Here is a 22,241-nt window from a genome sequence, read left to right on the forward strand (position 1 = left end):
CAGGCCGCGCCAGGGCCGCGACCCTGGCGTGCCTACGGCCTCAGACGCCGGCCGCCCCCACTTGAAGATCCACCCACTCGGCGGCAGGCAGCGGCCGGCCGTAGTGGTAGCCCTGGAACAGCACATCCTGGTTCCAGGCACGCAGGGTGCCGGCCTGCTCCTCGGTCTCCACGCCTTCGGCCACCACGCGCAGGTGCAGGCGACGGGCCATGAGCAAAATGGCCTCGACCATGGCGGCATTGCCGGGCGAGGCATGGCAGTCCTGCACAAAGGACTTGTCGATCTTGAGTTCACGGAACGGCAGCCGCTGCAGATAGGCCAGCGATGAATAGCCGGTGCCGAAGTCGTCCAGCCCCATCTCCACGCCCAGCAGCTGCAGCTCGGTCATGCGCTCGCGCGCCTCGTCCACGTCGCGCATGACCACGCTTTCCGTGACCTCCAGCGTCAGCCGGCGCGGGTCGGCGCCGGTGGTGGCCAGGATGCGCTTGAGCTTGTTCACCACATCGGGCTGGCGGAACTGCCGCCAGCTGACGTTGACCGACAGCCGCCAGCCGTGCTGCACGAATTCGGGCCGCACCAGCATGCGGCAGGCCTGCTCCAGCATCCAGTCTCCCAGCTGCACGATCAGGTCCGACTCCTCTGCCACGGCAATGAAGTCGCCGGGCTCGACCATGCCCAGGCGCGGATGGTTCCAGCGCACCAGCACCTCGGCGCCCACGCAGCGCCCCATGCGGTCCACCTGGGACTGCAGGTAGGGCTGCAGCTCGCCGGCAGGGATGGCGCGGCGCAGGTCCTTTTCGATGCGAAAGCGCTTGCCCACGGCCTCGGCCATGTCGGGCTGGAAGATGACGACCTGGCCCAGACCGGCCTGCTTGGCCTGGTGCAGGGCCACGCCGGCGCGGCGCAGCACGTCATGGCCGCCGCTGTCGGTGCGCGAGGCAGCAAAGCTGGCCGCGCCAATGCTGCAGCTGGCCTGCACTTCCTCGCCAGTTTCCTCCAGCCATAGCGGCCGCTCCAGCGCGTCCTGCAGTACCTGGGCCAGGGCGCGCATGTGCTGGTCGACCTCGGCGGCCTCGTGGCCTGCCTTCTCCAGCAGCACGGCGAATTCGTCGGCGCCCATGCGGGCCAGCAGCACGCCGTCGGGCAGGGCATCGGCCAGGCGCAGCGCCAGCGCGCCCAGCAGCGCGTCGCCGCGCACCGTGCCGCGCACATCGTTGAAGGCCGTGAAGCGGTCCATGTCCAGCAGCAGCAGGCCGTGGCGCGGCTCGCCCCCCTTGCCGCCCTCGCGGAACTCGCGCGCCAGCGCGCGCAGCCGCTGGGTCAGCGACAGGCGGTTGGGCAGGCCGGTGAGCGCATCGAAATGCGCCAGCGCATGGATCTGGCGCTCCGCGCGCATGCGCTCGGACAGGTCCTGCTTGAGTTCCACGTAGTTGACGATGCTGCCGTCCGAGGCCCGTATCGGCGCCACGAGCACGGCCTCGGGCAGGTCCTCGCCCTGGCGCGTGCGGTTGGTCATCTGGCCACGCCACAGCGCGCCCCGGCCCAGCTGGTGCAGCGCCTCTTCCCAGGCCGGAGCATCCAGCCCCATGGTGGAGTAGCGGTGCGTGGGCTGGCCCAGGACTTCGTTGCGCGCAAAGCCCGTGCGCTGCAAAAAGGCCTCGTTCACATAGACGATGTTCTGGTGCACGTCGGTGATGACGATGCTCTCGGGGTTCTGCTCCACGGCGCGGTAGAACTTGCGCAGATCGTCCTGGTGCTGCTCCAGCGCGCCCAGTGTGTCCTGCAGCTCCTGGGCGCGGCGGATCAGGCTGCGCCGCGCCATCAGCGTGACCGTGCCCGTCAGCCCCAGCATGCCCACGAAGTAGAGCATGGAGAACACGGGCGAGGTCTCGCGCTGGCCGATCCAGTCAACGCCTTCCCGGCCCGCCACCCAGAAACCGGCCATGGTCAGCACGGACAGGACCAGCATGACCAGCGTGGTGCGCACGCCCAGCACCCAGGCGCACATGACCAGCAGGGCAGGAAAGGCCAGCACCGAGCCGCTTTGCACGCCGCCCGTGGCGGCCACCACGGTCACGGCCGCCGTCCAGGTGCCCCAGACAAGCACATTGGAGGCCAGCCGCCAGTGCCGGCGCCAGCCCAGCAGCACGGCACCGAAGCTCACGCCTGCGGCAACCAGGTTCAGCCGCACGCTGAGCCAGGGAACGGGGTCCTGCATCAGCAGCGCCATGGCCAGCATCACGGTGAGGCTGGTGATCCATATGCTGCCCACCAGGACCACCCTGCGCAGGGACAAATGGGTTTCCGCCTCGACTCGATGACGCCGCATGAAAAAGCCCCAACAGAGAAAGAACACTCAACATGCTAGCGGTCGGCGCCGCCTGCGGCTGTGGTGGTTGTGCCACCGCCCCGGTCGGACGCGCTCTTGCACCAAACAGGGTATGCGGGCGCCGGTTCAGGGCGCGCTTTTGCGCTCGCGCGGCGGCCGCTTGCGCGCCTTGACGGCGTCCTTGCGCGCCTGGCGCTCGGCATCGCGCTGCTGGCCCACGGCCAGCCATTGCGCGTACTCCTCGGGCGTCTCCAGCGTGATGCGGCCCAGGACCGCTGCGCGGAAATCCGTGAGCACCAGCTCGGCCGCCTTTTGCACATTGACACGTCCGCCGCCCATCATGGCGCCGCGGCGCCGGCCGATGGCGTCCAGCAGCTCGTCGTCGTGCAGGGCGGCGATGCGTTCGTTATCCAGGCCCAGCTTGTAGCGCGCCTCCAGCATGTCCGCGTAGTTCTTCTGCAGATAGCCCAGCAGCTCCAGCGCCACCAGTTCCTCGTCATAGGCGTTGCGGCCCACGGCGCCGCTGGCGGCCAGGTTGTAGCCGCTTTGCTCGACGATGATGCGCGGCCACAGCATGCCGGGCGTGTCCCAGAGGTAGAAGTCGTCGGCCAGCACGATGCGCTGCTCCAGCTTGGTGATGCCGGCCTCGTCCCCCGTCTTGGCCTGCCGCTTGCCGCTCATGGAGTTGATCAGCGTGGACTTGCCCACGTTGGGGATGCCGCAGATCAGCACGCGCATGGGCTTGGCCATGCCGCCACGGTTCGGCGCCAGCAGCTTGCAGGCCTCGATCAGCCGGCGCGTGGGCGCGGGCTCGGAGGCGTCCAGCGCAATGGCGCGCGTGTCGCTCTGGGCGTTGTACCAGTCCAGCCACAGCGGCGTGCGCGCGGCATCGGCCAGGTCCTGCTTGTTGAGCACCTGCAGGCGCGGCTTGTGGCCCGTCAACTCCTGCAGCAGCGGGTTGCTGCTCGACCCCGGCAGGCGCGCATCCAGCACTTCGATGACCACATCGATTTCCTTGACGCGCTCGGTGATCACCTTGCGCGTGAGATTCATGTGACCGGGGAACCACTGTATGGCCATGGGATTACTTTCTGGGAAACGGGGGGACTGGCAGGGGCGCAAGGATAATTCATGGCTTGCGCAGACAGGATGCAACAACGCGCGGCGCCCCGGCGCAACCCGCAGACTTCCATTTTTTCTTGCGCAAACCGCAATTGTCCCCCGCTTTTACGCCCAGCCTCACTGCCCATGTCCTTGCCCGATACCCCCTCGTCCCGCTCCGCCTCGCGCAAGGCAGACATCGAACTGCTGATCAAGGGCGTGACCTGCGCCGTGATCGGGCTGGTGATTCTGCTGGCGCCACAGTTCATGGCGCCCGGGGGCATCGTGCAGATGATGGCCCAGTCGTACCTGGTCGGCTGGTTCGCCCTGCTGCTGGGCACGGCCTTCATCGTGCTGTTTGCGGTGCGCCGCAGCAAGGCGCGGCGCTGAGCATGGTGCAGGGGCCGCTGGAGCAGGCGCTGTCGCAGATCCAGCTGTGGCAGCAGCGCGCCCAGGCCGCAGGCATTGCACTGCGCCCTGTGCCGCCCCAGCCCACGAGCTGCTGCGGCCGCGGCTGCAACGGCTGCGTCTGGGAGGGCTTCTACGACGCCGTGCTGTTCTGGTGCGAGGACGCAGGCCAGGCGCTGGGCGCCGGGCGGGGTTGAAGCGCGCTCAGCGCAGGTTCTCCGGCGCCATGTAGCGCAGGCGCCATTCCTCGAACGACAGCGTGTCCGCGGCCTCGATGTCGCGCTGCTCCTGCACGGACTGCGCCGACCATTGCTCGAAGCGCTGCTGCTGCGCCTGGCTCCAGGGCAGGGCCAGCAGCGAGTCGCAGGCCTGCTCGGACCGGGCCAGCGTGAAGTTCGCAAAGCTGTTGCCGTATGCGCCCGTCAGCTCGCCCAGCACATGGGCCGACGGCGTGCGCTCGGGGTGCTCCAGGCGCTCCAGCGCCTGGGCCAGGGCGGCGCTGTAGTCCTGCGTGCCGTGGGTGCTGTCCAGCGCCTGGGCGTAGGGTCGGCACTGGTCCAGCACTTCATGGGCCCAGTCGCGCAGCGGCACTTCTCGGCCGGCGCGCACCAGCTGCAGGCCCGGCTCGCGGCCGCGCTCGGCCGTCAGGTGCTGGTTGTGCTTGAGTTCCGCGATCTCGTCCGGCGTATCCGGCGGGCTGTCGGCGTTCAGGCAGTGCAGCAGGAACACGTCCAGCATGCGCATGGTGGGCGCGGCAATGCCCACGTCCTCGAAGGGATCGAGGTCCATCAGGCGCACTTCCACATACTCCACGCCGCGCTCGCGCAGCGCGTGCAGCGGGCGCTCGCCGCGGCTGACGGTGCGCTTGGGGCGGATGGTGCCGTAGAACTCGTTTTCGATCTGCAGCAGGCCCGTGCCCAACTGGTTGTAGTCGCCGCCCGGGTTGCGCACTCCCAGCATCTCGTAGGCGGGATAGGGCTGGGTCAGCGCGTCGTACAGCGAATTCGCATAGCCTTCCAGGCCGTTGTAGCTGACGTTGATGCTGGCCTGCGCATCGCTCTGGTAGCCCAGGCGTCCCATGCGCAGCGAGGTGGCGTGGGGCAGGTACAGCGCCTGGCCCGTATTGCCCAGCGGCTGCAGCCGGTGCTCGCGCCCCTCGACGAAACAGGGACACAGCGCGGGCGACGCGCCATACAGGTACAGCAGCACGAAGGCATGGCGCCGGAAATTGCGGATGAGCGAGAAATACTGGTCGCTGGTCACGCCGGGCAGCGACCAGTTGTAGTGGATGCCCGAAATCGTCTGCATGCGCCGGCCATAGCGGTGGCCCAGCCCCATGCGGTACACGCTCTTGGAGCGGCCCGAGTGCGAGGAGCCGTAGCGCGCCAGCGGAATCGTCTCGTCCGTGGGCAGCTGGCAGGGCATGCTGGACGACCACAGCATCTCGCCACCCGCATCGCGCAGGCTGCGCAGCACGAACTGGTGGATCTGCACCAGTTCGTCCAGGCATTCCTGCACGCCCAGCCGCGCGCCGGTGATCAGCTCGATCTGCGATTCGCTGTAGTCGGTGGTGATGTGCGGATGCGTGAGCGCCGAGCCCAGCGCCAGGGGATGCGGCGTCAGTGCCAGGCTGCCGGAAGGCAGCACGCGCAGGCCCTCCTTTTCTATGCCACGGCGTATGCCCTTGAGCCGCTCAGGACCGGGAACCGCCATGGATGCCTGCGATGTTTTCATTCTTGTTTACCGATTCGTTGATGGGCATCGGCCCACACGGAAACCACCAGGATTCCCGGCGGACCCGACCCGGACGCCGAATGATAGAGAAACGGCAGGAAACGCGATGGCGCCTGTCCGCTTAACCACGCGTTTTGGCCTGTTGCCCCGCATGGGATCGCCGCGAGCGAAAGGAATATGTCAGAGTTTCGCCCTCCCGGCCGGCGCTGCCTTGATACCGGGCAAGGGCAGGCCGGCCAGCGGCGAAATCTCTGGCCAGCCCCTGGTCATCGACGGGCTGCAGCCATGGCCTTGCCCACTTCCAGCGTGCCCTGGGCGGCGCCGCTGGCGGGCACCTGTTCGCCGCTGCGGTCCAGCACCTGGGCCAGTTGCGCGGCCAGCTGTTCCGGCACCTGCTCGCCCTGGCCCAGGTAAACGCCTTCGGTCAGCGTGATGAAGGCGGCCTCGAAGCCGCCCGCGCCTGCGCACAGCGTGGTGCGTGTGGGCGCACTTTCGTGGGCCAGCACCAGCATGGCGGGCACCACGGCCTCGGGCTTGAGGGCGGCCAGCACGGCCTCGGGCATCAGGCCTTCCGTCATGCGGGTGGCCGCCGTGGGTGCCAGCGCATTCACATGGATGCCGTGCTTGGCGCCTTCGATGGCCAGGGTCTGCATGAGGCCGACCTGGGCCAGCTTGGCCGCGCCATAGTTGGCCTGGCCGAAGTTGCCGTACAGGCCCGTGGACGAGGTGGTCATCACGATGCGCCCGTAGTTCTGCGCCTGCATGTGCGGCCACACGGCCTTGCAGCAATGCGCGGCGCCCATCAGGTGCACTTCCACCACCAGGCGGAAGTCGTCCATGCCCATCTTGGCAAAGCTCTTGTCGCGCAGGATGCCGGCGTTGTTGACCAGGATGTCCACGCGGCCCCAGGCATCGACGGCCTGCTGCACCATGGCCTGCACGGCCTCGAAATCGGTGACCGATGCACCGTTGGCCAGCGCCTGGCCGCCCGCCGCGCGGATCTCGTCCACCACGGCCTGGGCCGCCGTGGCCGAACCGCCGCTGCCATCGACCGCGCCGCCCAGATCATTGACCAGCACCTTGGCGCCGCGCGCCGCCAGCGCCAGCGCATGCAGGCGCCCCAGGCCGCCGCCGGCCCCCGTCACGATGGCCACGCGGCCTTCAAACTCAATCGCCATGGAGATGCTCCCTTTGTGTCGTTGGATGCCGGTTGCGCCCTCCGGATGGCAGGGCACCGGCCACCCAGCAATGTAGACGGACGCCGGCCGCATTCCGGTTGCCGAAGCGACTGCGGCAGGCCCGCCGGCCTTGTCCCCATCATTTCGTGACAAGCCTGTGGAAAACCATGTGCAGGCTCGGGACTGGCTGGTTAAGTAATTGTTTTGATTAGATTTTTTCGTTTTGCCTATTTTTTAATCAAATCCACAAGTCGTGTGCCCGACTTATCCCGCCTCACCCTGAACAATCTTGTGAACAACTTTCACAGCGGGCGGGATAAGGCACGCAAGTCATTGATTCAGAAGAGAAACAGGAGGATCGCTTAAAAAATAGGCAGAAGACCCCGGATTTTCGGGCCACGTCCCGCTTATCCACCGCGCAACCTGCATGTACGCATTTACCCCCATTCGTACTGGACAAGCATGTGGACAAGCCGCCAAAAATGCCGAATTCGCAGCATAAGTCATTGATTTGACAAACAAGCAAGCCAATTGCTCAAAAAATAGGCAATCAGCAGGCTCTGGAGCCCGTTCAACAGCTTCGAGTCAGGCGTTCACGAGCCCAGGTCAGCCTTGCAAAGACAACAGTGACCCACGCAAACCGATACGAAGCCCCTCCCAGTAAATTTCAGCCATGGCTTGAATCGCTTAGACAATAAAACCATATCCACCGATTGGCAAAATGGCTTCAAGTATATTCCGTTAATTTATCGACAATATGCACTATTATATTTAAAAATTCTCCAGACACTCATTCCACAAAAACAGTTAAGTTCTTTAGAAAATTATTGTAGCTGAACGCCCAGTCACTGAAGCGATTGCTTCAAATAACAGCCCTAGCGGAATCAATAAATCCGAAGCAAAGTCAGGAAAAATGCAGTTAATGTTAGGTTCCGTACCTGAGGACATGAATGGCGCCATCAAGCCGACAATTATCACGACAGATTTGATGCTTTTAGCCACCCATGCACTGCAATTTTCAATTATTCAAATAAAATCACTTGATATTCATTTGATTTTTAAGTGAGCGCGATGTAATTTGCGCATCGTAAACCATACCCGATATGGCTGGCTTATCTTTGAACGCCAATATGGTTAAGACAGGAGCAGGGAATGCCACATAAAATGTTTGCCCCCCGTAAGTTTGAGCAGTTCCCGTGGCTCCATATTTATTTGCATATATATTTACTGACGTGGTTGCAGGGGCTGCGTATACCACTCCACCTCCCTCATCCGCAGAGCCAATTATCACAAAATACTTAAAATCATTCTCTAGCGTCAAATCTGCCGCACGAAGCAATGCCAAATCCGACGCCTGAGTTTTACTTGTATAACCATTGGCTTCAACGGTAATTTTGAAACTATTTTCACTTAATTGGACATCTTTATAACCCCCACCACCCAAATAGCTATATGGCTGATATGGCGTCGCACACCCAGACAAAAGACACACAAAAACAATAGCACTTAGTTTTTTCATATAAATCAAATTAACGTTACGCAAATTTTGCAACAAAATTTATCCAATTCAGTTTATAGCACAAAAGCGATGCACATCCAACCCCGCCTGAGGCCATTACACCTGCACCTTCAAACCGGACCAATGGGGCGACGAGCTAAAGATTGCCAACGCCAGATGCATAGATGTAGAGCCCCACTCTGCATTGACCAAAAGCGATTGCATAAGTAATGCTACAAATCGCAGCATCCACGCATCTACTGAATCAGCGCTCCATTTCTAAAATTTCCTAAGCCATGAAAGAAACTACTTGACTGAACGCCAAGCAAAAGAAGTCAGCGGTGACATGGGAACTATCCGCAGATATGCCAAAATGAAGAAATCAATACTGAAACCCAACATGGCCAGCAAGGCGTAGCGCAGGCCTTGAGAGCCGCCGCACAGTTTACGAAGCACATTGCCGGACGGAATCGCAATGCCTATGAGATTGTCAAAATAGCACCTCAGGTCGCAAATGACAGCTTTTCGCGCAAGCACAAGATGACCGACAAGGTGGCACTGTTGCGAGCCAGAGGGGGTTTTCGGCGATGTCCATTTAACCGATCAGCAGACTCCGCATGAAGTCCTAGACACCCCAGCAGAGCATCACCATGCATCCGCCCGGGACACCACTGTCCATTTCGATGCCTTCGCGCATCAAATCTGGCTGCATAGCCAGGACTTTTATCCGTCCAGCACGATCTCATCTTTGGAATAGAAAATCCACTTGCCAGACTTCGTCGCATGAAGAAATCCCGCATGTTTCAGGAACTCCAGGTGCCGGCGTACCGTCGGCTGGATCATCTGCAGCATCTCTGCAACCACAGTCACACACCGATGGCCTCTATCTCTCCCATTGCTTGATGGGCGAAATGCGCTCCTAGCTCCTTGATACGTTGAAGGATGGGAAGGCGCCGCTCGCCTGCAAGGACCTGGGATTGATCAATGCGGATCGGGTCACAACTCGTCGCATCACCATATATCCAATTGACCATTCGTCACCAAGCCAACTAATACTCAGCCCTAGTCGAGCCCACTCCCCTATAGGCCTCATCACGCGCATGCGCTGCAAGCGCCCCGCAGACGGCACCGGCAACCAGGGGAAAGACATAGACGCCGAGGGATTTGGGAAACGGCGTGCCGGAGGTCGCTGAAAAGCATGCAGCCAGCGCGGCGACACCGCTCACCGCACCCAGCACGGCGCCGAACTCCCTGGTGCTCAGTACCTGGAGCAGGCCCCTCAGAGGCCAGCCGACCACATAGATCATCCCCGCCAAAGCGGCAGGAACAGCACCTATGCCGTAGCCGAACACGACGAGCAGCCAGTTCACCGGCAGGACCGGCGCACCGTCCGCGCCCACAAGCATCACGGTCAGCACGCCCACACCGGGACCGACCAGCAGGAAAACGAGCACAGGCAGGAGGTAGGGCTTGATATGCATGGAGCCAAGCCTAGCGCACCGCTGACCGCTGCCCGGGAGACCCACCTCAACCCGGCCCCTGGTGCCAGACATTGCCTGATATAGGCCCGATACAGAGCCCGATACAGGGTACAAACACCCTTCGCCCCACAGAATTGCAGCCCCCCTTGATAACCATGAGCCAGGATTCCCCCGCCTCCTCCCCTTTTTCCCCGCCCTTCTTCACGGCCCGCCTCACGCCCAGCGGCCTGCAGGTCGATGCCTGGGCCGACCAGCCGCTGTTGCACTCGCTGGAGCAGGGCGGCGTGGACTGGCCCAGTTCCTGCCGCAACGGCACCTGCCGCACCTGCATCGGGCAGCTGGTGTCGGGCAGCGTGCGCTACGAGATCGAATGGCCGGGCGTGACGCGCGAGGAGCGGGCCGAGGGCTGCGTGCTGCCCTGCATCGCCTATCCCGAAGGCGATGTGGTGCTGCAGGACCCCGGCCCCTGAATCCGGCCAAAGCCCGCGCCGCCTGCGGCCGATGGCCGCTGGAATAGAATGTGCGCTTTCGCAAGGTCATTCCGGGTCATGCCGATTGCCGACAGCGGCTGCGCCGCGCCACACGTTCTTTGGAAGCCCACTTCTGACGCCTGCCAGGCCGAGGAAGCCGGCGCGTGTGCCGCGCCCCGTCCGCACGACCCGGCTCCTCCAGAAGGCACTCCATGAACAACTCCACGTCCCCCGTGCCCATCTCGCCGGTGGAAGACATCATTGCCGACATGCGCGCGGGCCGCATGGTCATCCTCGTCGATGAGGAAGACCGCGAGAACGAAGGCGACCTGGTGCTGGCCGCCGACCATGTCACCCCCGAGGCCATCAACTTCATGGCGCGCTTCGGCCGCGGCCTGATCTGCCTGACGCTCACGCGCGAGCGCTGCGAATACCTGAAGCTGCCGCCCATGGCCGCGCGCAACGGTACCGTGTACAGCACGGCCTTCACCGTCTCCATCGAAGCGGCCGAGGGCGTGACCACCGGCATCTCCGCCGCCGACCGCGCCCGTACCGTGCAGGCGGCCGTGGCCAAGGACTCCAAGCCCACGGACCTGGTCCAGCCGGGCCACATCTTCCCGCTGCAGGCCGTCGACGGCGGCGTGCTCATGCGCGCCGGTCACACCGAGGCCGGCTGCGACTTCGCCGCCCTGGCCGGCTGCAGCCCCGCCGCCGTGATCTGCGAGATCATGAAGGACGACGGCACCATGGCCCGCCTGCCCGACCTGCAGCTGTTCGCGGCCGAGCACGGCCTGAAGATCGGCACCATTGCCGACCTGATCCAGTACCGCAGCCGCAACGAAACTCTGCTCAGCAAGGTCGGCGAGCGCCCGCTGCAGACGGCACATGGCGAGTTCATCGCCCATGCCTTCCGCGACCTGCCCAGCCAGTCCGTGCACCTGGCCCTGGTCAAGGGCCAGTGGGATGCCGACACGCCCGTGCCCGTGCGCGTGCATGAGCCGCTGTCCGTGCTGGACGCGCTGGAGACCGGCCGCACCCTGCATTCCTGGAGCCTGGACACCAGCCTCGAATACATCGCCCGCCAGGGCCACGGCGTGGCCGTGCTGCTCAACTGCGGCGAAAGCGGCGACCAGCTGCTGGCCCAGTTCGACGGCAGCGCACGCGCCGCCCAGGCGCCCGAGCGCGGCCGCATGGACCTGCGCACCTATGGCGTGGGCGCGCAGATCCTGCGCGAGTGCGGCGTGCAGCGCATGCAGCTCATGGGCCAGCCGCGCCGCCTGCCCAGCATGGCCGGCTACGGCCTCGAAATCAGCGGCTACATCCCCAAGGAATAAGAAATGTTGAACGCAGAAAAGGGCCAGGCCCTGAATCTTGATGGTGCGCAACTGCGCATTGGCATCGTGCAGGCCCGCTTCAATGAAAGCATCACCAACAGCCTGACCCAGGCCTGCCGCGAAGAGCTGCTGGCCCTGGGCGTGCAGGCCGGAAACATCGACCACGTCACCGTGCCCGGCGCCCTCGAAGTGCCCGTGGCGCTGCAGGCGATGGCCGAGTCCGACCGCTACGACGCCCTGGTGGCGCTGGGCTGCATCATCCGTGGGGAGACATACCACTTCGAGCTGGTGGCCAACGAATCGGGCGCGGGTGTCACGCGCCTGGCCCTGGACTACCAGCTGCCGATCGCCAACGCGATCATCACCACCGAGAACACCGAGCAGGCCATTGCACGCCAGACCGAAAAGGGACGCGACGCGGCCCGGGTCGCCGTGGAAATGGCCAACCTGCTCCAAACCATTGACCGACCATGAGCGACGAACACTCCACACCGGCCTCCGCACGCCCCCCCCGCCAGAGCCGCACCGGCCTGACCAGCACCGGCGCGCGCAAGGCCGCCTCCAAGTCCAACCGCAGCCGCGCGCGTGAATTCGCGCTGCAGGCCCTGTACCAGCACCTGGTGGGCGGCAACGACGTGGAGGCCATCGACCGCTTCACGCGCGACCTGTCGGGCTTTCACAAGGCCGACTCGGTGCACTACGACGCGCTGCTGCGCGGCTGCATCAACTCCCAGGTGGACCTGGACGCACTGATCGCCCCCAAGCTGGACCGCACCATGGCCGAGATCTCGCCCATCGAGCACGCCAGCATGTGGATAGGCGTCTATGAATTCCAGCACTGCATGGACGTGCCCTGGCGCGTGGTGCTCAACGAGTGCATCGAGCTGGCCAAGGAGTTCGGCGGCACCGACGGCCACAAGTACGTGAACGCCGTGCTCAACGGCCTGGCGCCCACGCTGCGCGCCGATGAGGTGGCACACGACCGCGCCGCAAAGAGCAGCGCAGCGCCTGCTGCACCGGCCGCGCCTGCGGCCGACGACGCGGCCGGCCAGGCCGGCTGAAGCGCGTCCTGCCACGCGCCTGCATCCACCGGGGCACAGGCCCGCCGCATCCGGCCGTCCCTGGCCCGCCCGCGCCTGCCGGGCGCGGGCGCCTCTTTCAGGATTTCACCCGTCATGAAGTTTTCGACCCGCGCCGACCGCATTGAGCCCTTTTACGTGATGGAGATCGCCAAGGCGGCGCAGGAGATGGCGCGCGGCTGCGCGGACAGCGACACGCCGATGATCTTCCTGAACATCGGCGAGCCCGACTTCACCGCGCCCCCGCTGGTGCAGGAGGCTGCGGCCCGTGCCGTGCAGGACGGCGCCACGCAGTACACGCCGGCCCTGGGCCTGCCCCAGCTGCGCGAGCGCATCAGCCACTGGTATGCGCAGCGCTTCGGCGTGGATGTGCCGGCGCGGCGCATCGTGGTCACGGCCGGCGCCTCGGCCGCGCTGCAGCTGGCCTGCCTGGCGACCATCGACGCGGGCGACGAAATCCTCATGCCCGATCCCAGCTATCCCTGCAACCGCCACTTCGTGAGCGCAGCCGAAGGCCGGGCCGTGATGGTGCCGACCACGGCGGCCGAGCGCTACCAGCTGAGCGCCGACAAGGTCGAGGCCGCCTGGAACGCGCACACGCGCGGCGTGCTGCTGGCCTCGCCCTCCAACCCCACCGGCACCTCGATTGCGCCGGCCGAGCTGCGCCGCATCCTCGACGTGGTGCGCGCCCGGGGCGGGCTGACCATCATCGACGAGATCTACCTGGGCCTTTCGTACGATGCGGCTTTCGGCCAGACCGCGCTGGCGCTGGGTGAGGACGTGATCAGCATCAACAGCTTCAGCAAGTACTTCAACATGACGGGCTGGCGCCTGGGCTGGATGGTGGTGCCCGAGGCCATGGTGCCCGTGGTCGAGCGCGTGGCGCAGAACCTCTTCATCTGCGCCAGCACCGTCTCGCAGCGCGCCGCCCTGGCCTGCTTCGAGCCCGAGTCCATTGCCGAGTACGAACGCCGCCGCGCCGAGTTCAAGGCCCGGCGCGACTTCTTCATCCCCGCGCTCGAGGCCCTGGGCCTGCCCGTGCCCGTGCAGCCCGACGGCGCCTTCTACGCCTGGGCCGACTGCCGTGCCGCTGCCGCCCAGCTCGGCGTCCAGGGCAGTTGGGACTTTGCCTACGCCGTCATGGAGCGCGCCCACCTGGCCATCACGCCGGGCCGCGACTTCGGCACGTTCGAGACCGCCGACTTCGTGCGCTTTTCCACGGCCAACTCCATGGAACAGCTGCAGGAGGCCGTGCGCCGCCTGCAGCGCCTGCTGGCCTGAGGCCCGCCGCACATGGCCTTCGAATTTCCCATCCGCGTCTACTGGGAGGACACCGATGCCGGCGGCATCGTGTTCTACGCCAACTACCTCAAGTTCTTCGAGCGCGCCCGCACCGAGTGGCTGCGCGCACTGGGCATAGGCCAGCAGCAGCTGCGGGAACAAACGGGCGGCATGTTTGTCGTAACCCAGGCCCAGCTGCAATACCTGCGGGCGGCCCGGCTCGATGACCAACTCCTTGTTACCGCCGAGCTGCAAAGCAGTGGCCGCGCTTCGCTGACAATACGCCAGCAGGCGCTGCTGGCATCCGCCGGCGATGGCAATGCGCCGCCGCCCCTGTTGTGCGAAGGCACGATCCGCATTGGATGGGTGGATGGCTCGACCATGCGCCCCGCAAGAATTCCGAACCGCATCCTGGAGCAACTCTCATGAACTCCCATGACATGTCCATACTCAGCCTCGTGCTGCAGGCCAGCTGGGTCGTGCAGCTGGTCATGCTGATCCTTGTGGGCGCCTCGGTGGCCAGCTGGGCCACCATCTTCCGCAAGTCGCAGACCTTGAAGCGCGTGCGCACGCTCAACGACGGCTTCGAGCAGGACTTCTGGTCGGGCACCAGCCTCAACGACCTCTATGCCTCGGCGGCCCACCACGCCAAGCAGGGCGGCCCCATGGAACGCATCTTCGCCAGCGGCATGCGCGAGTACCAGAAGCTGCGCGAGCGCCGCATCGCCGATGTGAACCAATTGATGGACGGCACCCGCCGCGCCATGCGCGCCAGCTTCCAGCGCGAGATGGACGAGGTCGAATCGGGCCTGTCCTTCCTGGGCACCGTGGGCTCGGTCTCTCCCTACGTGGGCCTGTTCGGCACCGTCTGGGGCGTGATGCACGCCTTCACCGGCTTTGCCAACATGGAGCAGATCACGCTGGCCACCGTGGCCCCCGGCATTGCCGAGGCGCTGGTGGCCACGGCCATGGGCCTGTTCGCCGCCATCCCGGCCGTCACGGCCTACAACCGCTACGCCCACCAGATCGACCGCGTGGCCAGCCAGCAGGAAACCTTCATCGAAGAGTTCTCCAACATCCTGCAGCGCAACGTGGGTGCGACCGGCTCCAGCACCCCGTCCGGCCATTGAAGTCGTGCACAGTTTGCAAGGAGTGAGCACATGCCCGCAGTAGCCTCGCGCGGCGGCCGCAGCCGCCGCACCGTCAACGAGATCAACATGGTGCCCTTCATCGACGTGATGCTGGTGCTGCTCATCATCTTCATGGTGACAGCGCCCATGCTCACGCCGGGCTCCATCAACGTGCCCAGTGCCGGCAAGGCCGCGCGCACGCCCCCGAAGCGCGCCGACGTGATGATCGACAAGGACGGCGGCATCCGCATCAAGGCCGGCAGCACCGACAAGACCGTCACGATCCAGGAACTGGGCGCGGTCGCCAGGAGCTGGCAGGACCAGCAAAGCGACGACAGCGCCGTGCTGATCTCGGCCGACAAGAAGCTGCCCTTCGAGACCGTGATGGCCGCCATGTCGGCCCTGCAATCGGCCGGCGTCAAGCGCGTGGCCTTCGGCGTCAAGTCCTCCCAGTAAGCAGCGCCGCCCGCCTTCGACTCCATGCCCAACCTGCAAGACCACGACCAGTTCGCACCGCCGCGCACGCGCGGCCGCACCCGTTCGTGGGCCCTGGCCGTGGCCGCGCACGGGCTGCTCGTGGCCGCCATGCTGTGGACCGTGCGCCCCCCGAAGCAGGCCGACGAGCCCATGGTCGAGGCCGAGTTCTGGTCCACGGCCGCACCGGCCCCTGCCCTGCCCGTGCCCGCGCCGCCCCCGCCACCTGCGCCCGAGCCCGTTCCCCAGCCGCCACCGCCGCCGCCCGCGCCGGTGATTGCGCCGCCCCCACCTCCCAAGCCGCAGGCCGTGGACGACGACCGCGAGGCCGAGATCGCGCTGGAGAAGAAGCGCAAGATCGAGCAGCAAAAGAAGGAGCGCGCCGAACAGGCCGCCCGCGAGCAGCGCGAAAAGGAACGCCAGGAGCGCCTGGACAAGGAAAAGGCCGAGAAGGCGGCCAAGGACAAGGCCGAGCGCGAGAAGGCGGAAAAAGCCGAGAAGGACCGCCGCGACAAGCTCGAGCAGCAGAAAAAGGACAAGGCCGAGCAGGACCGCAAGGAACGCCTGGAGCAGCAAAAGAAGGACAAGGCCGAAAAGGAAAAGGCGGACAAGGAAAAAGCTGCCAAGGACAAGGCCGAGCGCGAGAAAGCCGAGAAGGCGGAGAAAGAAAAGGCCGAAAAGGCCGCCAAGGCAGAAGCCGAGAAGAAGGCCGCCGAGGACAAGCGCAAGAAGGAACAGGCCGCCAAGGAAGCGCGCGAGGCCAAGGAAGCCGAGGCACGCCGCCTGGAGAACATCCGCCGCATGCAGGGCCTGGCCGGCAGCGGCGGCTCGGCCGGCGAAGGCGCCGGTGGCAGCAAGAGCGGCGGCTCGGGCAGCTCCGCCGGAGGCCCCTCGGCCGGCTATGGCGCCAAGGTGGCCGCGCGCGTCAAGCCCAACATCGTCTACCCGGACGCCATCAGCGGCAACCCGCGGGCCGAGGTGCGCGTGCGCACCGCACCCGATGGCACCATCACCGGCGCCACCATCGCCAAGTCCAGCGGCAACAAGGCCTGGGACGATGCCGTCATCCGCGCGCTGCAAAAGACCGAGACGCTGCCGCGCGACATCGATGGCCGCGTGCCCTCGGACCTGGTCATCGGATTCCGCCCGCAGGACTGAACGGACACGGGCCCTTCATCAAAAAGCCCCGCCGGTACCTGCCGGCGGGGCTTTTTCCATCTTGCGTTGTATGCAATCCGCCACGCGCCTGCGACTTCGCTTGCGGCACCGGCCGCTTGTCCCTAGCATCCCCGTCTTTGCCGCATTCGCGGCACCCGTCCACCATCGCAAAGGAGAGAACCCATGTCCCATTCGACACGTCCCTTTGCAGTCGTGCACGCTTGAAGCCCTAGCGCCTCCAGGCCACGCTGCAGACCTGATTCCCGGCCCCGCAAGAGGCCCGGCTTTCGGCTGCGCGTGCGCTTTTCCTGATGCCTGTCCATCGAGCTTGCGGCGACTGCCCATTGCGCATTCCGCATCTGCCGGAATGTGCCCCAAGCACTCGATCGAAAGCCATTCATGGGCAATTCCATAGTATTCCGTGGCGCAAACGCGGCACCCGCAATCACTCAAGCCAGAGACACCGAGGAAGGGCCGCCCCGCACCGAGGGTGTCGTCTCCCCCCGCGAAGCGAGAGGGGGGAAGGCGCGCAGCGACTCAGGGGGGCCGGACATCCATCTTCAGGTGTTCGCCAACCGCGGCGTCTGGATTGAAGACACCGCCATCCAACAACTTCAAACGACGGCCCGCAACCTGGCCGGCATGCGCGCAGCCGTGGGCCTGCCGGACCTGCACCCGGGCCGGGGCTACCCGGTAGGGGCAGCCTTCTTTTCCGTGGGCCGCTTCTACCCGGCCCTGGTCGGCGGCGACATCGGCTGCGGCATGTCGCTGTACAGCACGGAGCTGGCGGCGCACAAGACCTCGGCCCCCAAGCTGGAAAAGGCGGTGGGCAACATCGACGGCCCCCTGCCCCAGGAACTGCTGGACGCCGTGGACATGCAGCAGCTGGAGCACATCGCCCAGGCCAGCGGCGTGGCCGACCTGGCGTATCTGCAGGACAGCCTGGGCACCATTGGCGGCGGCAACCACTTTGCCGAACTGCAAGTGGTGGACACGCTGTACGAGGACGGCGCGCTCGACAGGAAACGCGTGCACCTCATGGTGCACAGCGGCTCGCGCGGGCTGGGCGGCGCCATCCTGCGCGCCCATGTGGAGGCCTTCAGCCACGACGGCCTGGCCGCCAGCAGCGATGACGCCACGCAGTACCTGCGCCAGCACGCGGCCGCCATCGCCTTCGCCCAACTGAACCGCGCCAGCATTGCGGCACGCCTGCTGCGCGCCCTGCGCACGCGCGGCCAGGCCCTGCTGGACATCACCCACAACCACGTGATCGCCCACCACTGGCGCGGCGAAGACGGCTTTTTGCACCGCAAGGGCGCCACGCCGGCCGACCAGGGTCTGGTGGTGATCCCGGGTTCGCGCGGCGACTACAGCTACCTTGTGCGGCCCGTGGCCGGGCGTGACGAGGCACTGCACTCGCTGGCGCACGGCGCGGGCCGCAAGTGGGCACGCACCGATTGCATGGGCCGCCTGCGCCCGCGCTTCACGCTGGACGAACTGCTGCGCACAAAATTCGGCAGCGCCGTGGTCTGCGCCGACCGCGAACTGGTCTACGAGGAGGCCCCCCAGGCCTACAAGGACGTGGACTCCGTCGTCGCCAGCCTGCAGGAAGCCGGCCTGGTGCAGCTGGTGGCGCGGCTGCGCCCCCTGCTGACCTACAAGAAGGGAGCCATGCAATGCTGCTGATCCAGCTGACCGCATCCCACGGCCCCGCCGAGTGCGAGCATGCCGTGCGCCTGACCCTGCGCGAGCTGCTGCGCGACTGCGCCGCCAGCGGCATCACCGTGGACGTGCTGGAAGAAACGCCCACGCCGGCCGGCTACAGGTCCGTGCTGCTGCGCTGCGAGGGCGACACCGGCCTGCTCCACGGCACGCTGGGCGCCTGGCTGGGCACCATCCAGTGGGTCTTCGACAGTCCCCTGCGGCCCCACCATCCGCGCAGGAACTGGTTTGTTGCCGTGCAGAAGTGCGAGCCGCCCCGGCAATTGCCGGCAGACGGCGAAATCGTCTTCCAGGCCTGCAAGGCCTCGGGCAAGGGCGGCCAGCATGTCAACACCACGGACTCCGCCGTCCATGCCCTGCATGTGCCCAGCGGGATCTCGGTGAAGGTCATGAGCGAGCGCAGCCAGCACGCCAACAAGCGGCTGGCGCGCGAGCTGCTGGCCCTGAAGCTGGCGCGCCTCAACGCGCAGGGCGAGGGCCAGGCCCGGCGCACGCGCAGCCAGCAGCACTGGGAGGTGGAGCGCGGCAGCCCCGTGAAGGTGTTCCGCGCCTGAACGCCCGGGGCTAGCCCCGGGCGCACATGTAGATGCCCAGGGCCAGCAGGCCCAGCATCAGCACGCGCTTGAAGACCTGGGGCGACAGCGACTGGCGCAGCCGCTCGCCCCAGGCCATGCCGGCCAGGGCGGGCAGCAGCATCAGTGCGGAAACCAGGGCCGTGGCCCCCCAGCCCGTCCAGGACGAGGCGGCATGGCCCTGCCCCTGCGCCAGCGCCATGCCCGCGCCCAGCGCCAGCGTGGACACCGTGAAGCACAGGCCCATGGCCTGCATCAGCGCCTGCCGGCCCAGCGCCAGCGATTGCAAAAAGGCCACGGCCGGCACCACGAACACGCCGGTCAGCGCCGTGATCCCGCCCGTCAACAGACCACACAACAGGCCCAGCCAGGCCTGATGCCTCTGCGGCAACTGCAGGCCCGGCCCCCACAGGCCCCACAGGGCATACACAACCAGGGCCACGCCCAGCGCCGTGCGCGCCACGGCGGCCTCGCCCACCGGGCCCCACCACAGCATGCCGCCCACCGTGCCCGCGACAATGCCCAGCTGCATCCAGCCCAGGCGCCGCAGCAGCGGCCGCAGCGATGGCAGGGGCCGCATCTGCACCACATTGGTCACCAGGGACGGCAGCAGCAGCCAGGCCGCCGCCTGCCCGGCCGGCATGAACAGCGCCAGCAGCGCCATGGACACCGTGGGCAAGCCCAGGCCCACCACTCCCTTGACGACACCGGCCAGCCCGAACACGGCCACCGCCGCCGCCAGCACCCACCACGCATCCCACATCACGGCCACCCTGCACTTTCCACCGACTTGGCTCAGGCCCTTCCTGAACCTCATGGCGCCATGCTCGTGCACCAACAAAGGGATCACAATCGGGAATCTTCAAACCAAGGCTCAGGCATGGCCTGATCCTTCAGCACCACAGGCCATGCGATTCGACCTCACCGACCTGCAGCTGTTCGTCCACATCCTCGACTGCGGCACGCTCACCGCGGCGGCCGGGCGCTCGCACATGACGCTGGCCTCGGCCAGCGAGCGCGTGCGCGGCATGGAGGCGCAACTGGGCTGCGCCCTGCTCGCGCGCCAGGCGCGCGGCGTGCGGCCCACGGCGGCCGGCCACACGCTGGGCCAGCATGCGCGTGACGTTCTGGCCCGGATGCAGCGCCTGCGCGGCGACATGGCCGAGTACGGCGCGGGGCTGGCCGGCCATGTGCGCGTCTGCGGCAACACCTCGGCCGTGGGCGAGCACCTGCCCCTGGCCGTGGCGGGCTTTCTGCGCAGCCACCCGCGCGTGGCGCTGGAGCTGCAGGAATGCGGCAGCGCCGAAGTGCTGGACCGGCTGCGCCAGGGCCTGTGCGACATCGGCGTGGCCAGCGATGCGCAGGACACCACCGGCCTGCAGGCCACGCCCTGGCGCCCCGACCCGCTGGTGGCCGTGCTGCCGCGCGGCCACCGCCTGGCCCGGCGCACGCGCCTGGCCTTGCAGGAGCTGCTGGCCGAAGACTGGGTGGGCCTGCCGCACGATGCCGCCCTGCAGATGCTGGTGCGCCAGCAGGCCGCCTTGCTGGGGGGGCCGTCGGAAGGGCAGTTGCGCTGGCGCGCCCAGCTGCAGCACCTGGACAGCATCTGCCAGCTGGTGGGCCAGGGCGTGGGCGTGGCCGTCATGCCCGCCGCCGCCGCGCAGCGCCTGGCCCCGGCCAGCGGCGCCCGCGCCGTGCCCTTGAGCGATGCCTGGGCCCGGCGCCAGCTGCTGCTGTGCACCGTCCGGGAAGACCAGTTGCCCGCCCATGCCAGGCAGTTGCTGGAGCATCTGCAAGGGCTTGGCTCGCCTGAGCCTTAGCGAACCATGTTGGAAAGCGCTATGCAGGACAATACGGGGATCATGACCCTCAAAGCCCCCGAACTGCTGCTGCCGGCCGGCTCGCTCGACAAGATGCGCGCGGCCTACGACTTTGGCGCCGACGCCATCTACGCCGGGCAACCCCGCTACAGCCTGCGCGCACGCAACAACGAATTCCGCCTCGAACAGATCGCCCAGGGCATCTCCGAGGCGCATGCGCGGGGCAAGAAATTCTTCGTCACCAGCAACCTGATCGCCCACAACGACAAGGTGCGCACCTATATCCGCGACATCGAGCCCGTGATCGAGTGCAAGCCCGACGCGCTGATCATGGCCGACCCCGGCCTGATCATGATGGTCAAGGAAAAGTGGCCCGAGACCGAGGTCCATCTCTCGGTGCAGGCCAACACCACCAACTGGGCCACGGTGAAGTTCTGGCAGAAGGCCGGCGTCTCGCGCATCATCCTGTCGCGCGAGCTGTCGCTGGACGAGATCGAGAAGATCCGCCAGGAATGCCCGGACATGGAGATCGAGGTCTTCGTGCACGGCGCGCTGTGCATCGCCTACTCGGGCCGCTGCCTGCTGTCGGGCTACTTCAACCGGCGCGATCCCAACCAGGGCACCTGCACCAATGCCTGCCGCTGGGACTACAAGACGCATGACGCGGCCGTGGACCCCAATACCGGCGAGGCCCTGGCCCAGACCATGGAGCAGGACTTCAGCTTCGAGAAGGCCCGCGAGGAAGCCGACAGCCAGTTCACCAGCACCTGCGGCGACGGCGCGCGCCACCCCAAGGCCGAGCAGGTCTACCTGCTGGAGGAAAAGGGCCGCCCCGGCGAGCTGATGCCCATCATGGAAGACGAGCACGGCACCTACATCATGAACTCCAAGGACCTGCGCGCCGTGGAGCATGTGGAGCGCCTGGTGAAGATCGGCGTGGACTCGCTCAAGATCGAGGGCCGCACCAAGAGCCTGTACTACGTGGCACGCACGGCCCAGGTCTACCGCCGCGCCATCGACGATGCCGTGGCCGGCCGCCCCTTCAACCCGCACCTGATCACCGAGCTCGAAGGCTTGGCCAACCGGGGCTACACGGGCGGCCTGCTGGAGCGCCGTCCCTCGCAGGACTACCAGAACTACGAGACCGGCCACTCGGTGCTGCAGCGCAGCCACTTCGTGGGCGAAGTGCGCAGCTATGCCGACGGCATGGCCGAGGTGGAGACCAAGAACCGCTTCTCGGTGGGCGACACGCTGGAGATCATCCACCCCCAGGGCAACCGCCAGGTGCTGCTGGAGAAGATGTTCAACCTCGACGGCGAGCCCGTGCAGGTGGCCCAGGGCAACCCGGTGCGCGTGCGCATCCCCCTGGAAGGCCCGGCTGAAGGCGCGCTGATCTCGCGCCTGCTCTGAGGGCGGGCTTCGCCCCTGCTTCCAGTTTTTCTTCTTGGCGGCCGTCCAGGTCCATTGCCGCA

The 22,241-nt window shown here is 66.3% G+C and carries 23 protein-coding genes; 15 read left to right on the forward strand and 8 right to left on the reverse strand.

The annotated features are described in order from the left end of the window. Positions 1–40: 40 nt before the first annotated feature. Together ACF8O7_RS06565 and ylqF are read right to left on the reverse strand one after the other, a co-directional pair. Positions 41–2,329: a bifunctional diguanylate cyclase/phosphodiesterase gene (locus ACF8O7_RS06565; RefSeq protein WP_026062425.1), complete on the reverse strand. Its 2,289-nt coding sequence runs from the start codon at positions 2,327–2,329 to the stop codon at positions 41–43. Between the two features lie 126 nt (positions 2,330–2,455). Further along, complete coding sequence (gene ylqF / locus ACF8O7_RS06570; RefSeq protein WP_016453899.1) at positions 2,456–3,409, reverse strand: ribosome biogenesis GTPase YlqF; 954 nt, start codon at positions 3,407–3,409, stop codon at positions 2,456–2,458. 168 nt (positions 3,410–3,577) lie between these two features. Here ylqF and ACF8O7_RS06575 point away from each other — a divergent pair, with 168 nt between their 5' ends. Then, positions 3,578–3,820 carry a hypothetical protein gene (locus ACF8O7_RS06575; RefSeq protein ID WP_013803403.1) on the forward strand — a complete coding sequence of 81 codons (243 nt, stop codon included), beginning with the start codon at positions 3,578–3,580 and terminating at the stop codon, positions 3,818–3,820. 2 nt (positions 3,821–3,822) lie between these two features. Then, positions 3,823–4,035 carry an oxidoreductase-like domain-containing protein gene (locus ACF8O7_RS06580; RefSeq protein WP_043791884.1) on the forward strand — a complete coding sequence of 71 codons (213 nt, stop codon included), beginning with the start codon at positions 3,823–3,825 and terminating at the stop codon, positions 4,033–4,035. 7 nt (positions 4,036–4,042) lie between these two features. On the opposite strand, the gene gshA is transcribed toward ACF8O7_RS06580, so the two are convergent. From gshA to ACF8O7_RS06605, 5 genes are all read right to left on the reverse strand, one after another. Beyond that, positions 4,043–5,572: a glutamate--cysteine ligase gene (gshA, locus tag ACF8O7_RS06585; RefSeq protein ID WP_043791886.1), complete on the reverse strand. Its 1,530-nt coding sequence runs from the start codon at positions 5,570–5,572 to the stop codon at positions 4,043–4,045. A gap of 266 nt (positions 5,573–5,838) precedes the next feature. Continuing rightward, positions 5,839–6,750, reverse strand: coding sequence for an SDR family NAD(P)-dependent oxidoreductase (locus tag ACF8O7_RS06590; protein WP_016453901.1), 912 nt, complete (start codon positions 6,748–6,750; stop codon positions 5,839–5,841). Between the two features lie 1,036 nt (positions 6,751–7,786). After that, entirely contained in the window at positions 7,787–8,302 is a 516-nt protein-coding gene (locus tag ACF8O7_RS06595; protein ID WP_128422741.1) for a CC0125/CC1285 family lipoprotein, read from the reverse strand. A gap of 669 nt (positions 8,303–8,971) precedes the next feature. Then, positions 8,972–9,118, reverse strand: a complete 147-nt coding sequence (locus tag ACF8O7_RS06600; RefSeq protein WP_126311695.1) for an ArsR family transcriptional regulator — start codon at positions 9,116–9,118, stop codon at positions 8,972–8,974. 179 nt (positions 9,119–9,297) lie between these two features. After that, positions 9,298–9,729: a hypothetical protein gene (locus ACF8O7_RS06605; RefSeq protein WP_126311696.1), complete on the reverse strand. Its 432-nt coding sequence runs from the start codon at positions 9,727–9,729 to the stop codon at positions 9,298–9,300. Positions 9,730–9,884: 155 nt separating this feature from the next. On the opposite strand from ACF8O7_RS06605, the gene ACF8O7_RS06610 reads away from it, so the two are divergent. The 11 genes from ACF8O7_RS06610 to prfH all read left to right on the forward strand — a co-directional run bounded on the left by ACF8O7_RS06610 (position 9,885) and on the right by prfH (position 18,931). Beyond that, positions 9,885–10,199: a 2Fe-2S iron-sulfur cluster-binding protein gene (locus ACF8O7_RS06610; RefSeq protein WP_016450460.1), complete on the forward strand. Its 315-nt coding sequence runs from the start codon at positions 9,885–9,887 to the stop codon at positions 10,197–10,199. Positions 10,200–10,411: 212 nt separating this feature from the next. Further along, entirely contained in the window at positions 10,412–11,533 is a 1,122-nt protein-coding gene (gene ribBA, locus ACF8O7_RS06615; protein ID WP_016450459.1) for a bifunctional 3,4-dihydroxy-2-butanone-4-phosphate synthase/GTP cyclohydrolase II, read from the forward strand. A gap of 3 nt (positions 11,534–11,536) precedes the next feature. Beyond that, complete coding sequence (gene ribH, locus ACF8O7_RS06620; protein ID WP_016450458.1) at positions 11,537–12,007, forward strand: 6,7-dimethyl-8-ribityllumazine synthase; 471 nt, start codon at positions 11,537–11,539, stop codon at positions 12,005–12,007. Then, positions 12,004–12,594, forward strand: coding sequence for a transcription antitermination factor NusB (nusB, locus tag ACF8O7_RS06625; RefSeq protein ID WP_016453904.1), 591 nt, complete (start codon positions 12,004–12,006; stop codon positions 12,592–12,594). Before ribH ends, nusB begins: the two co-directional genes overlap by 4 nt. Positions 12,595–12,708: 114 nt before the next feature. Then, positions 12,709–13,893 carry a pyridoxal phosphate-dependent aminotransferase gene (locus ACF8O7_RS06630; RefSeq protein ID WP_126311697.1) on the forward strand — a complete coding sequence of 395 codons (1,185 nt, stop codon included), beginning with the start codon at positions 12,709–12,711 and terminating at the stop codon, positions 13,891–13,893. Between the two features lie 12 nt (positions 13,894–13,905). Then, on the forward strand, positions 13,906–14,322 hold the full coding sequence (ybgC, locus tag ACF8O7_RS06635; protein ID WP_016450455.1) for a tol-pal system-associated acyl-CoA thioesterase: 417 nt from the start codon (positions 13,906–13,908) through the stop codon (positions 14,320–14,322). After that, the gene (gene tolQ, locus ACF8O7_RS06640; protein WP_016450454.1) at positions 14,319–15,023 is read left to right on the forward strand and encodes a protein TolQ; all 705 of its coding nucleotides are present in this window, start codon (positions 14,319–14,321) and stop codon (positions 15,021–15,023) included. The genes ybgC and tolQ overlap by 4 nt, the downstream gene beginning before the upstream one ends. A 30-nt stretch (positions 15,024–15,053) precedes the next feature. Continuing rightward, positions 15,054–15,479: a biopolymer transporter ExbD gene (locus ACF8O7_RS06645; RefSeq protein WP_016453907.1), complete on the forward strand. Its 426-nt coding sequence runs from the start codon at positions 15,054–15,056 to the stop codon at positions 15,477–15,479. A 24-nt stretch (positions 15,480–15,503) separates the two neighbouring features. Beyond that, positions 15,504–16,655 (forward strand): cell envelope integrity protein TolA, encoded by a 1,152-nt coding sequence (tolA, locus tag ACF8O7_RS06650; RefSeq protein ID WP_070080547.1) that lies wholly within the window; start codon positions 15,504–15,506, stop codon positions 16,653–16,655. Between the two features lie 399 nt (positions 16,656–17,054). Beyond that, positions 17,055–18,341: an RNA ligase RtcB family protein gene (locus ACF8O7_RS06655; RefSeq protein ID WP_392442813.1), complete on the forward strand. Its 1,287-nt coding sequence runs from the start codon at positions 17,055–17,057 to the stop codon at positions 18,339–18,341. Further along, entirely contained in the window at positions 18,332–18,931 is a 600-nt protein-coding gene (prfH, locus tag ACF8O7_RS06660; RefSeq protein ID WP_043792355.1) for a peptide chain release factor H, read from the forward strand. Before ACF8O7_RS06655 ends, prfH begins: the two co-directional genes overlap by 10 nt. Before the next feature lie 10 nt (positions 18,932–18,941). Here prfH and ACF8O7_RS06665 read toward each other — a convergent pair whose 3' ends face one another. Then, positions 18,942–19,712: a sulfite exporter TauE/SafE family protein gene (locus ACF8O7_RS06665; protein WP_392442856.1), complete on the reverse strand. Its 771-nt coding sequence runs from the start codon at positions 19,710–19,712 to the stop codon at positions 18,942–18,944. Between the two features lie 145 nt (positions 19,713–19,857). On the opposite strand from ACF8O7_RS06665, the gene ACF8O7_RS06670 reads away from it, so the two are divergent. Together ACF8O7_RS06670 and yegQ are read left to right on the forward strand one after the other, a co-directional pair. Next, positions 19,858–20,769: a LysR family transcriptional regulator gene (locus tag ACF8O7_RS06670; protein ID WP_338497263.1), complete on the forward strand. Its 912-nt coding sequence runs from the start codon at positions 19,858–19,860 to the stop codon at positions 20,767–20,769. A 21-nt stretch (positions 20,770–20,790) separates the two neighbouring features. Next, positions 20,791–22,179: a tRNA 5-hydroxyuridine modification protein YegQ gene (gene yegQ, locus ACF8O7_RS06675; RefSeq protein WP_016453913.1), complete on the forward strand. Its 1,389-nt coding sequence runs from the start codon at positions 20,791–20,793 to the stop codon at positions 22,177–22,179. Positions 22,180–22,241: the final 62 nt, after the last annotated feature.

Source organism: Delftia sp. WSY_16, from assembly GCF_043104415.1.
Taxonomy (GTDB): domain Bacteria; phylum Pseudomonadota; class Gammaproteobacteria; order Burkholderiales; family Burkholderiaceae_C; genus Comamonas; species Comamonas tsuruhatensis.